This window comes from Thalassotalea sp. Sam97 (genome assembly GCF_041379765.1).
In the GTDB taxonomy this organism is placed as follows: Bacteria; Pseudomonadota; Gammaproteobacteria; order Enterobacterales; family Alteromonadaceae; genus Thalassotalea_A; species Thalassotalea_A maritima.
Window position 1 is genome coordinate 381,110 of record NZ_CP166919.1, and the last position, 12,329, is coordinate 393,438.

Annotated in this window: 14 protein-coding genes; 2 read left to right on the forward strand and 12 right to left on the reverse strand. The window is 42.9% G+C overall.

The window, feature by feature from the left end:
• Positions 1-3 precede the first annotated feature (3 nt).
• Positions 4-1,446, forward strand: a complete 1,443-nt coding sequence (tldD, locus tag ACAX20_RS01650; RefSeq protein ID WP_371188027.1) for a metalloprotease TldD — start codon at positions 4-6, stop codon at positions 1,444-1,446.
• Between the two features lie 77 nt (positions 1,447-1,523).
• Here the strand turns inward: tldD and yjgA are convergent, their stop codons facing one another.
• Positions 1,524-2,054 (reverse strand): ribosome biogenesis factor YjgA, encoded by a 531-nt coding sequence (gene yjgA, locus ACAX20_RS01655; protein WP_371188029.1) that lies wholly within the window; start codon positions 2,052-2,054, stop codon positions 1,524-1,526.
• A gap of 156 nt (positions 2,055-2,210) precedes the next feature.
• Between yjgA and pmbA the strand changes: the two genes are divergently transcribed.
• Positions 2,211-3,554 (forward strand): metalloprotease PmbA, encoded by a 1,344-nt coding sequence (gene pmbA, locus ACAX20_RS01660; RefSeq protein ID WP_371188031.1) that lies wholly within the window; start codon positions 2,211-2,213, stop codon positions 3,552-3,554.
• 423 nt (positions 3,555-3,977) lie between these two features.
• On the opposite strand, the gene mgtE is transcribed toward pmbA, so the two are convergent.
• The 11 genes from mgtE to ACAX20_RS01715 all read right to left on the reverse strand — a co-directional run bounded on the left by mgtE (position 3,978) and on the right by ACAX20_RS01715 (position 12,318).
• On the reverse strand, positions 3,978-5,336 hold the full coding sequence (mgtE, locus tag ACAX20_RS01665) for a magnesium transporter (protein ID WP_371188032.1): 1,359 nt from the start codon (positions 5,334-5,336) through the stop codon (positions 3,978-3,980).
• A 130-nt stretch (positions 5,337-5,466) separates the two neighbouring features.
• Positions 5,467-5,745, reverse strand: a complete 279-nt coding sequence (locus ACAX20_RS01670; protein WP_371188034.1) for an HPr family phosphocarrier protein — start codon at positions 5,743-5,745, stop codon at positions 5,467-5,469.
• Positions 5,746-5,751: 6 nt separating this feature from the next.
• Positions 5,752-6,597, reverse strand: a complete 846-nt coding sequence (gene rapZ, locus ACAX20_RS01675) for an RNase adapter RapZ (protein ID WP_371188035.1) — start codon at positions 6,595-6,597, stop codon at positions 5,752-5,754.
• A 22-nt stretch (positions 6,598-6,619) separates the two neighbouring features.
• Positions 6,620-7,069, reverse strand: a complete 450-nt coding sequence (gene ptsN / locus ACAX20_RS01680; protein ID WP_371188036.1) for a PTS IIA-like nitrogen regulatory protein PtsN — start codon at positions 7,067-7,069, stop codon at positions 6,620-6,622.
• Positions 7,070-7,072: 3 nt separating this feature from the next.
• The gene (gene hpf / locus ACAX20_RS01685; RefSeq protein ID WP_371188037.1) at positions 7,073-7,360 is read right to left on the reverse strand and encodes a ribosome hibernation promoting factor; all 288 of its coding nucleotides are present in this window, start codon (positions 7,358-7,360) and stop codon (positions 7,073-7,075) included.
• A 24-nt stretch (positions 7,361-7,384) separates the two neighbouring features.
• Entirely contained in the window at positions 7,385-8,845 is a 1,461-nt protein-coding gene (locus tag ACAX20_RS01690; protein ID WP_371188038.1) for an RNA polymerase factor sigma-54, read from the reverse strand.
• Between the two features lie 85 nt (positions 8,846-8,930).
• Complete coding sequence (lptB, locus tag ACAX20_RS01695; protein WP_371188040.1) at positions 8,931-9,659, reverse strand: LPS export ABC transporter ATP-binding protein; 729 nt, start codon at positions 9,657-9,659, stop codon at positions 8,931-8,933.
• A gap of 34 nt (positions 9,660-9,693) precedes the next feature.
• Complete coding sequence (gene lptA, locus ACAX20_RS01700) at positions 9,694-10,206, reverse strand: lipopolysaccharide transport periplasmic protein LptA (protein WP_371188041.1); 513 nt, start codon at positions 10,204-10,206, stop codon at positions 9,694-9,696.
• Positions 10,196-10,762 (reverse strand): LPS export ABC transporter periplasmic protein LptC, encoded by a 567-nt coding sequence (gene lptC / locus ACAX20_RS01705; RefSeq protein ID WP_371188043.1) that lies wholly within the window; start codon positions 10,760-10,762, stop codon positions 10,196-10,198. Before lptC ends, lptA begins: the two co-directional genes overlap by 11 nt.
• Entirely contained in the window at positions 10,759-11,325 is a 567-nt protein-coding gene (kdsC, locus tag ACAX20_RS01710) for a 3-deoxy-manno-octulosonate-8-phosphatase KdsC (protein ID WP_371188045.1), read from the reverse strand. Before kdsC ends, lptC begins: the two co-directional genes overlap by 4 nt.
• Before the next feature lie 3 nt (positions 11,326-11,328).
• A complete protein-coding gene (locus ACAX20_RS01715; protein WP_371188047.1) occupies positions 11,329-12,318 on the reverse strand; it encodes a KpsF/GutQ family sugar-phosphate isomerase in 990 nt (329 codons plus the stop codon).
• Positions 12,319-12,329: the final 11 nt, after the last annotated feature.

Sequence of the window (12,329 nt, forward strand, 5' to 3'; positions counted from 1 at the left end):
AGAATGATGAACCTTGTAGAACAAGAACTATTACATGCTAGTGATTTAGGTAAAGAAGAATTACAGCGCTGTTTGGACACTATGTTCACTCGCAAATTAGATTTTGCTGATTTGTATTTTCAAGCATCAAGCAACGAACATTGGATGCTTGAAGATGGTATTGTCAAAGAAGGCTCGCATAATATTGAACGCGGTGTAGGGGTGCGAGCTATCGCTGGCGAGAAAACTGGTTTTGCTTATTCTGATGATATTAACTTATCGGCATTAATGCAGGCTGGAAATGCAGCGCGTAGCATCGTTACTGAGCAAAAGTCGACAAAGACCAAGATATTTGCGCCTAGCGATGCTACACCTTTATATAGCGCGCAAGATCCATTACAAAGCTTGCCGCAAGAGCAAAAAATCAATTTATTGCATGAAGTTGAAGCGCACGCAAGAGCGCAAGATAGCCGAGTAAAACAAGTCATTGTCAGCTTGTCCGGTGTTTACGAGCGCGTATTGGTAGCAGCAAGCGATGGTACCTTTGCGAGTGATATTCGCCCTTTGGTTCGCTTGAACTGTTCAGTGCTTGTTGAGCAAAATGGTCGTCGTGAACGCGGTAACTCGGGCGGTGGCGCGCGCACCGATTACAGTTACTTTTTTGCTATACAACAAGGTAAACAGCGCTATAAAGCCTATGCCGAAGAAGCGGTACGTCAAGCACTCGTTAATTTACAAGCAATCGATGCGCCAGCAGGTATGCTGCCCGTGGTATTAGGTGCTGGCTGGCCTGGTGTGTTATTACATGAAGCGGTTGGTCACGGCTTAGAAGGTGATTTTAACCGTAAAGGCTCTTCGGCCTTTTCGGGGAGAATTGGTCAACAGGTGGCATCAAAGCACTGTACAATCGTCGATGATGGTACGATTGCAAATCGACGAGGTTCGGTAAGCATTGATGATGAAGGTACGCCGGGTCAATATAACGTATTAATTGAAGATGGTATTTTGCGTGGTTACATGCAAGATAAGCATAACGCCCACTTAATGGGAGTTGAGCCAACCGGTAATGGCCGCCGAGAATCGTATGCTCACTTACCTATGCCAAGGATGACGAATACCTATATGCTAGCAGGTGAATACGATAAGCAAGAGATTATCGGCTCTGTCAAAAAGGGCATTTATGCCCCTAATTTTGCGGGTGGACAAGTAGATATTACCTCAGGTAAATTCGTGTTTAGTACGGCCGAAGCCTATTTAATTGAAGATGGTAAGATTACTGCGCCGGTTAAGGGGGCAACTTTGATTGGTAGTGGACCAGAAGCGATGCAACAAGTGAGTATGGTCGGCAATGATCTTGAACTCGATAGTGGCGTTGGCGTTTGTGGTAAAGATGGTCAGTCAGTACCCGTTGGCGTAGGTCAACCAACCCTGAAAGTTGATGAAATGACCATTGGTGGTACGCAATAAACTTGTCATCGATCAGTCAATAGAAAAAAGCCAGCTATTCAGCTGGCTTTTGCGTTTAAGCGTATCTTGTTTGAGTCCTAACTCATTGAGAAAGGCACATGTTGCTTTAGATATTTAAACAATTCTTTATAGCTTTTCGCTGGCTTTTGCTGTTTTAGCTCTTTGCTAGCTTGACGAATTAGCTGGCGAAAACGTTGGCGTTCCAGGCCTTCGTTGTCGTGAATTAACTGCTCTATGGTGTCGTTATCTGCATTAAGTACATCGTCGCGCAACTGATCATAAAAGTTATTTTTATGATCTTCGATACCGTGTTTGTTTTGCATGATATCTAACTCTAAGCGAACTGCATCGGCATCTATGCTAGCCAACTGTTTAGCGATAAACTGTACGTTACGATGAAACGCATCGTGCTTGCCTTTAATTTTATCGGCAACAACTAATGCTTCGGCAATTTCATCGTTAAGAGGCAATTTGCTGCGCTGTTTCACACTTAAGTGACAAATCTCTTCTGCTAACTTTTGTAAGTCTTTCATATCACGCTTTAATTCAGCGCGACTCACATAGAGAATGTCATTCTCTGCATCATATTCACCAAGCTCTCTGGCCATAATCTTTGTATACCGTTAACGAAATTTCTCTTATTATACCTTTTTTGTCTAGCGAATCTAAAATATCGACAGAAATTTCAGATTTTCAGCCGGTAAATACCAGGTCTGTGATATCCTTGCTAGCAAGCTAGAAGCAATCATTTGTGTGAAATCATTATGGAACAATCGCAGTCAATTGAGAATTCAATCCACCAAGTTAAAGAAAGCGTTAGTCGAGTTTTAGAAATTGCCAAAAAACTTGGCGCAGACAGCGCTGAAGTATCTATTTCGAAAATGCAGGGTTTAAGTGTGTCAACTCGCATGGGCGAAGTAGAGACCGTTGAATTTAACAATGATGGTGCTCTAGGCATTAGTTTATATAAAGATGGTCGTAAGGGCTCAGCATCGACAGCAGACTTGTCGGAGCAAGCATTACAGCAATCAGTGCAAGCTGCTATTAATATTGCTAATTATACTTCAGTTGATCCTTGTGCAGGTTTGGCTGATAAAGACACCCTTGAATTTTCTCCGCAAGATTTAGATTTATATCATCCAGAACCGCTAAGTGCCGATACAGCCATTGAGATAGCAAAGCAGGCAGAAGTCAGCGCATTGCAAGAAGATAGTCGTATTATTAATTCTGATGGCGCTAATTTTGCAAGTTACGAAGGCTTTAAAGTTTACGGAAATAGTCATGGTCAATTAGTCGCGTATCCGAGCACTCGTCACAGTTTAAGTTGTATGATGATTGCAGGCGTAGATGGTGAGATGCAGCGAGATTACGCTTATACAGTGAGCCGTCAATTTGGCTCCCTAGACGATCCGCAAAGTATAGGTAAACAAGCTGCACAGGCCGCGGTAGCACGTTTGCAACCTCGAAAAATTAACACCCAAAAATGTAAAGTGATGTTCCGTTCGGATATCGCCAATAGTTTATTTGGCCATTTTATCGCTGCGATCAGTGGTGGTAACTTGTATCGACAATCATCGTTTTTACTCGATGCCTTAGGGCAAACTGTTTTCAATAAACATCTCAATATTCGTGAAATGCCGTTGATTAAGTGCGGTTTGGCAAGTTCTGCATTTGACTCTGAAGGGGTAAAGACTCAAGAGCGAGATATTATTAGCCAAGGGCAATTACAATCATATCTATTAACCAGTTACTCAGCACGAAAATTAGGGATGAAGACGACGGGTAATGCTGGTGGTATTCATAACTGGCATATTTCTGCTAATGGTGGCGATTTTCAGCAAATGCTTAAGGAGCTTGATACCGGCTTGTTGGTAACGGAGCTCATGGGGCAAGGGGTTAACGTGGTGACTGGTGATTATTCTCGAGGAGCAGCAGGTTTTTGGGTGGAAAATGGTCAAATTGCTTACCCTGTCGCCGAGATAACCATTGCTGGTAATCTAAAAGATATGTTTGCCAACCTAGTACTTGCTGGCAATGACTTTGATTTGCGTGGCAGTATTAGAACCGGTTCACTGTTGATTGAAGAGATGCAGGTATCAGGTCAGTAGTTACAGCGTATTTGCAGCTAACGTAGTGTAAAAAGTCGGCATCGCCGACTTTTTTATCATTTATAGGGCATATTAGCTAGAGCGTGTTGATCTTTCAGGGTTAAATTTTGTTCGAATTAAATGCATTTTTATCGCGGCACTTGTGATACGCATAGTTATTCTACGCACAGAGCAAGTAACAATGAAAAAAATGCATTTAAACGAATCCAAAGGACAGCTTTTATGACGCCTTTCTACTGTGTTATCAATTACTTATGTGAGTAACCCCACAACATAAGTTCTGCCTTGTATAAAAACATCATAAATTGCTGCAAAAACAACCTCATAAGATCAACACGCTCTAGTTGTGGTCTCGAGCACGTGGTGCTTTAAGTGCCGTTATAGTTGACGCATTTAACTAACATACGGAGTTAACTCACGAGTTTAGCTTAGTAAAAGGGTTGCAGTACCTAAGAAGGCAAAAATGCCAACTACATCGGTGATGGTGGTTAAGATCACGCCTCCCGCAAGCGCTGGATCGATGTTGATTTTTTTCATCGCTAATGGGGTGATAACCCCTGCGAGACCAGCGACAGTAAGATTGGCTAACATGGCAAAGGCGATGATGCCACCGAGTAACAAGTCTTGTTTCCAGATAGAGACAATGCCGGCGATGAGGACAGCCCAAATAACGCCATTGAAGAAACCAACGGCAAGCTCTTTGGTAAGTATGGTTTTGGCGTTGTTATCACCAATGTGACCTAGTGCTAAACCGCGAATAACAAGGGTTAGTGTTTGGCTACCCGCGACCCCCCCCATGCTTGGTACTAAAGTGTTTAATACCGCTAAAATTGCCATTTCAGCTAAGATTGGTTCAAACAGACTTGATACTGCAACCGCAAGTAGGGCTGTCAATAAGTTGACACCAAGCCAAATAGAGCGCTGTTGAGTACTTTTTATCACGGGCGCAAACGTATCGGCTTCGTCATCAAGACCTGCCATACTCATCATTGAATGTTCGGCGTCTTCACGAATGATATCAACCACATCATCAATGGTAATACGACCCAGTAAGCGATTTTCGTGATCGACAACTGGCGCTGAAAACCAATCGTATTTTTCAAACAGTTTAGCGACTTCGGTATCTTCCAAATCGGCCACTACCGGGATGGTTTCATCGTCCGTTATCTCGGCGATCGTTTGCTCTGGACGGGCAGTCACTACTGCTGCGAGCGATACCGAACCAATTAGTTTGTCTTCACGGTTAACCACGTAAAATGAGTCAGTGGCTTCAGGTAATTCACCTTTTAAGCGTAGATAGCGTAATACCACATCGACGGTAACATCCGGTCGTAAGGTGATGGTATCGGTATTCATGATACCGCCAGCGGTATCTTCCTCGTAGGCGAGCGCTTGTTCTACGCGGGTTCGATCTTGCGCGTCCATTGACGCGAGTACTTCACGATAAGCAGAATCAGGTAAGGTACGTAATACCTCAGCCAGGTCATCGATATCCATACCTTCGGCAACCGCAGCAACCTTTTCCGGTTGCATATTCTTCAGTATGCCTTTTCGTACTTCTTCGGATAACTCTTCGAGGATTTCACCGTGGGCATCACCGTCGATTAACTGCCACAATACCTGTCGACTTTTCGCTGGTGATGACTCAAGAAGCAAAGCAATATCATAAGCTGGCATGTGTTGCAGCATTTTGCGCACATAGACGAACATACCGCTATCAAGAGCGGTATTTATTTCTAAGAGTCGTTGTTGGCTAATGTCTTGCTTCGACAATTCTGGCATGGCCACCTCAATGTCACAGTTGTTTTTTCTTGTGAGGTATCTTGTTGAAGTGTAACGCAAATAGCTATTTTTATCAGCTAATATTTGTTGCCTGTAGAGTATTTAATAGCGATTAGGCTGAATACAGGAGTTACTCGCCTTCATCAAATTTGTCTACAAAAAGCTGGCATACAGCATTGAGTGCAGTAGTCGCATCGCTACCGTGAGTATCAACGCGTACGGTTTTTCCTTGGCTACCTGTTAATAACATTAACCCCATAATAGAACCGGCATCTGCTGTTTTACCTTCTAATGTGAGGGTAATCGAAGCATCGAAATTTTGACTGAGCTTTGCCAGCTTGGTCGCTGCGCGTGCGTGCAGGCCTAACTTGTTGACTATGGTAACTTCTCGGCTAGCGTGTTGAGTCATGGTTGATTACTTGCTTAACTCGCGATGGCGAATTTGTACGTCTTTGTCTTCGTTTTTAAATTGCTTGGCTAAAGCTTCGGCAATATATACACTGCGATGTTGGCCGCCGGTGCAACCGATAGCGATAGTTAAATAGCTACGGTTATTGCGTTCAAGATGTGGTAACCAAGTCATCATAAAAGAATTGATTTGCCAGATAAATTTGGTGACAAGCGGTTGTTTAGCCATAAAATCTTGCACAGGTTGGTCAAGACCATTGTGGTTTTTAAGCCCATCTTCCCAAAATGGATTGGGTAAAAATCGGGCATCAAAGACATAGTCGGCATCGCTTGGAACACCGTATTTAAAGCCAAAGGAGGTAAAGACGATAACCAAACTTCCGGTCTTTTTACCAAGCACTCGTTCACGAACTAAATCCGCTAATTGATGTGGTGTAAGGCTGGAGGTGTTAATGTATAAATTTGCTCGAGTGGCGACAGGGTCGAGTAATTTTTTTTCAAGCGCGATGGCCTGATCGAGCGCCATATTTTTTTTGATCAGCGGATGCAGGCGGCGCGTTTCACTATAACGACGAATCAGCTCATTATCGTCGGCATCGAGATACAGAATATTTAACTCGACAGCCGAAGGAAGATAGTCGATTATTTCACTGGCATCTTCTGGATTGCTTGGTAAATTGCGCACATCGAGCGATACAGCCACCCGATCGTAATCGTTAATAACGGTATGTGTTAGGGCAGGTAAAAGGTTCACAGGGATATTATCAACGCAGTAATATCCAAGATCTTCAAGTACCCTTAATGCAACGGTTTTACCTGAGCCTGAGCGACCACTGACGATCATTAACTTCATCTAATTCAACCTTTTATGATAATTATTTTTCGGCGACAAGTGCATAGAGCTGCTCAGCACTAAGACAGCGACGTACTTTTTTACTGGTATCTTTATCAGCAAAAAAACGGGCTACATTGGCTAGGGTTTGCAAATGCTGCTGGCAGCTGTCTTCGGGAACAAACAGCGCAAAGAAAATATCAACTGGGCGATTATCAATCGCATCAAAGTCGATAGGCTTATCGCAAGTCATGAGCACGGCAATTGGCTTTTCGCTGTTATCTATTTTTACATGGGGAATAGCAATGCCATTACCGATACCCGTGCTGCTGAGTTTTTCTCTGTTAATAAGGCCGTTGAGCAAGTCCTTGGCACTTGCAGAAGATATTTTATTAGCGGCAATGAGACTAATTTGCTCAAGTATATTTTTTTTACTGTTGGCCGGAGCTGCACATATTGTGCAATCCGGCGACAACAAAGAGGTAAGATTCATAGATTAATGACTGGATAATTTGGCCTTATGTTTGAGCACCTGCCGATCAAGTTTGTCAACGAGCGCATCAATTGATGCATACATATCAACGTTTTCGGCGGCACCAAAAATTTCACCTTGGTTAACATTAAGGGTGGCTTCTGCAATTTGTTGTAATTTTTCAACTTTTAACACGACGTAGACATTATTAATGTGATCAAAATGTCGAGACAGTTTTTCAAATTTTTGTTCTACATAACTTCGCAGAGAATCGGTTACTTCTACGTGGTGCCCAGATAGATTGATTTGCATAAGCTCGATCCTTATCGTTGGTGCTTAAATTAAGCTCTTTCTTTGGTTTGATGGAGGTATTCCCAAGGACTCTCGATATTTGGCTATGGTTCTACGTGCCACGTTAATGCCTTGCTCGGCAAGTAACGCGGTAATCTTGCTATCGCTTAACGGCTTTTTCGGATTTTCCGCTTCGACCAGCTTTTTGATTAACGCGCGTATGGCTGTAGATGAACATTCTCCACCGCTGTCGGTACTCACATGGCTTGAGAAAAAATACTTTAATTCGAATATTCCTCGCGGCGTGTGCATGTACTTTTGTGTGGTAACTCGCGATATTGTTGATTCGTGCATTTCGACCATTTCAGCAACATCATTTAATACCATCGGTCGCATTGCTTCTGGACCGTGTTCAAAAAACGCTTGTTGTTGTTGAACAATACAATTAGATACCTTTAATAAGGTGTCGTTGCGACTTTCTAGGGATTTGATAAACCATTTTGCTTCTTGCAAATGTGAGCGAATAAACTGGCTGTCTTGCGCTGACGAGGTTTTTGCCATGGCCGCATAATGATTATTAATATTCAACCGAGGTGTGGTGTCGGGATTTAATTCAACTTGCCAGCGACCATTTTTTTTGAATACTGAAACATCAGGGATCACATATTCTTCTTGCGATTGGGCTATCGCGTCACCTGGTCTTGGGTTGAGACTATGAATTAAGCGCATGACTTGCTGAAGCTGATCTTCTTTGAGCCTTGTCTTTCGCATAATGGTGCGAAAGTCACGATTAGCCAACAGGTCGATATGATTAGTAATAATCAATTTGGCTTCGCTTAAATATGGTGTATCGGCGTCGAATTGATTAAGCTGGATTAATAAACAATGTTGTACCGAAGAAGCAGCGACGCCAATAGGGTCAAACATATGGATTCGTTTTATAACCGCTTCTACTTCATCGAGTTCAACGTCGTCATTGCCTAAACTTTCTAAAATATCGGTCGGTGAGACGGTTAAGTAACCAGCATCATCAATCGCGTCGATGACTGCAATGGCGATACTGCGATCAACTTCAGTAAATGGAGTGAGTTCCATTTGCCAAAGTAGATGATCGTGAATGGTCTCGCTGGTTTCCCCTTGGTAAGTAAATTCTTCAGAAAGATCTTTACCTAAACCAGTATTAGATGTCCCCGCGCTATAGCTGTCTTCCCAGGTACTATCGATTGATAATTCTTGCGGAATATCTTCTTGCGACAATGCTTCGGATGTTGAGATTTCATCTTGAGTCGGTGTGGCATCTTCACTGCCATCGTTGCTGTCGTTTGATGTGTTGTCTGCGCTGTGTTCTATCGTTTCATTGGCTTCAAGCAATGGGTTGCTTTCTAGCGCTTCTTGAATCTCTTGCTGCAAGTCCAACGTCGAGAGCTGCAGCAATTTTATCGCTTGCTGCAGTTGTGGAGTCATCGTTAAATGCTGGCCAATGCGCAGCTGAAGACTGGGTCTCATAGACTGTGTAATTCCTACAAACTCAATTGTTATTTATTTTCGGCACGCTAGCTAGTGATGGCGATGCGCACCTTATGTCTCTTAACTATAGCGTGAATTTCTCGCCTAAGTATACATCTCTGACTTGCTGATTTGCCAAGACCTGTTGGGCATTCCCTTCAGCAATGAGTTCACCATGACTGACGATGTATGCGTGTTCACAGACATCAAGCGTTTCACGAACGTTGTGATCGGTGATAAGTACGCCGATACCGCGATCTTTGAGGTGTAAAATAATTTTTTTAATATCGCCGACAGAAATAGGATCGACACCGGCAAATGGTTCGTCGAGCAAAATAAATTGTGGATCAGCAGCTAATGCTCTGGCGATTTCAACGCGGCGGCGTTCACCACCAGATAAGCTCTGTCCGGTATTTTCAATGATATGGCCAATATTAAACTCTTCTACTAACGAATCTAACTTTTCTTGACGTTGCACGGTATTTAAATCTTTACGGGTTTGCAAAATGGCCATAATGTTATCGTAAACGGACAGTTTACGAAAAATCGACGCCTCTTGTGGCAGATAGCCTATACCATGTCTTGCCCGCTCATGCATTGGCGCTAAGGTTAAATCGGCCTCGTTCAAGGTGACGCTACCGGCATCACTGGCAACCAAACCTACAATCATATAAAACGACGTTGTTTTTCCGGCGCCGTTTGGACCAAGCAAGCCTACGACTTGTCCAGCCTTAACTTTTAAGCTGACATTCTTTACTACCTTGCGACCTTTATAGGCTTTAGCAAGGCTTTTTGCTTCCAATATTGCACTCATAATTATCTAGTTTTTGCCTTACCTATACACGACCTTAGTTAGGTTGCTTTTCTTGCTCTATTTCATCTGGCTCAATGATGGTGGTGACGACGCCTTTACCATCAGTCGCGCCATCAGCGGTTAATGTTTCTGTGGCTAGGTTATAGGTAATGGTCTCGCCTTGAACCATGCTGCCCTCTTGGCTCACCTTGGCATTGCCACGAATAACAACGGTGCTGGTGGTTGGTGAATAGCTAATTTCGTTAGCTTGAAGTTCAATTTTGTCGCCATTTTCAAGTGTCTGGCTAAACTTGGCTGGTTTACCTTTGGCTAAATATTTTTTTTGTTGGGTGCCTTTGATATTACTCACTTGCACCAGATCCGCTTCAATAGCGAGAGAGCCTTGGCTGATTTTGACGCCTCCAATATAGCTGGCAATACGGTTTTTTAAATCCGTTTCCTGCTTTTGAGCGACGATTTTAATCGGTTTTTTAAAGTCAGCTTTTTGTGCTGTACTTGCAAAACTCACAGTGCTAATTAGTGCCACAATCAGCAGTTTATGAGTCATTTTTGTTAAAGACTGTTTGTACATGTTCTTTCAATGTCAATTTGGTGGTGTTGATATCAACATGCAAACCTGAACCATGCATGGTAAATCCTTTACCTTTAAGGTAGATGGTTTGCTCTGAGGTGATGATGTTGCTAGTTAAATCGAGCTGCAGGTGTTCGCCAGCTACCTCTGATACATAAGCATTTTTATCATCACTAACTAATCTTACTCTATCTTGCAGTATTAAGATATTGTCATTACCAAGAAAGCCCTTGTCAGCTGACAAAGTCCAGATTGCAGAGCCATCATCTGGGTAGATAGTATATGCTGGTGTCAGCAAATTCGCTTGCTTGCTTTGTTCAAAATAGGTCATTTGATCTGCGTAAATGGTATGTTTTAAGTTACCGTCGCTGTCATACTGACTTGAACTAAGCTGTTCGGCAATAAATGCTGGTTCATCAACCGGATCAATGAGTGGTTCCGGCATTTGGCTTGATTGCTGGTATTGCAGATAACCATATATTGACAATGCCAATACAAATAGAGCGATTGATACGTAATGCAGTTTGCTCATACGCTACTGCCTGTTGCCAGATGAAGAGTGTTTTGGGCTTGCATAATTAAATCACATAGCTCGCGCACAGCACCTTTGCCACCACCTAAAGTGGTGATGTGATCGGCACTTTGTTTTACCAATGGGTGCGCATCTTGCACTGCAACCCCTAAGCCGACTTGTTCAATACATGGTAAATCAGGTACATCATCACCTATGTAGGCTACATGCTCTAGTGCGATACCTTGTTGCTGGCAAATAGCTTGAAGGTGTGGCATTTTGTCTTCTTTACCTTGCAAAATAAATTTGACGTTGAGCGCTCGCATACGTGCTTCAACAATATTCGATTGACGACCGGTAATTACCGCGACATCGACACCATGACTGCCTACTGCCTTAATACCAAAACCATCTTTGGTATTAAAAGCTTTTAATTCTTCACCGTCATTACCTAAGTATATGTAGCCATCAGAAAAAACACCGTCGATATCACAAACTAGTAAGCGAATATTCTTTGCACGATTAAAAACCTCTGTAGTAACAGGGCCATATAAAGTTGCAGTAACTTGCGTTTCTAATGACATAATCTAGAGAACTCCTGCTTTTAAAATGTCATGCATATTCATGGCACCGATTGGTTGTTGGTTATCATCGACAATGATCAGGCCATTAATACTTTTATCTTCCATTAATTTTAACGCTTCAGCCGCTAGCATCTCGGCCTTGGCAACGATAGGTGAATGGGTCATTACGTTAACGATACTATCTTTATGAAAATCAATTTCTTCATCTAAAATACGACGCAAATCGCCATCGGTAAACAAACCAATTAATTGATTATTGTCATCAACAATACACGTCATTCCTAAGCCCTTCTGTGTCATTTCGACAAGAGCTTCTTTAATAAGTGCCCGTTGATTGACGACAGGAACACGTTCGCCGATATGCATGATGTCGGCAAGTCGCAACAAGAGACGCTTGCCTAAGCTGCCACCAGGGTGTGATAAGGCAAAATCATCTGCGGTAAAACCACGAGCGTTGAGCAAGGCTACCGCCAATGCATCGCCCATTACCAGTGTTGCGGTAGTACTTGATGTTGGCGCTAAACCTAAAGGGCATGCTTCTTGTGGCACTTTAATACAAATATGTACATCAGCCAGTTTAGCGAGGGTTGAGTTTTCGTTACCTGACATTGCCACCATAGTGGCACCGATACGCTTGATAACCGGCATAATAGCCAATACTTCGTTGGTTTCGCCTGAATTTGAAATGGCTAATACCACATCTTGACTGGTTACCATGCCTAAGTCGCCATGACTTGCTTCACCTGGGTGAACGAAAAATGCTGGTGTTCCTGTACTTGCAAAGGTCGCCGCAATTTTACCGCCAACATGGCCAGACTTACCCATACCTATGACAATAACTCGTCCTAAGCATTCAAACATTAATTGGCATGCCTTAGCAAAATTGTCGTCAACGTATTGTGTTAGGTTGTCTACCGCTTGCTTTTCAATATTGATTACACTGCGGCCATGTTGTTTGAATTGTTCTGCGTTAGGCATAAGACTCTCTGACATAAGGCATTCTT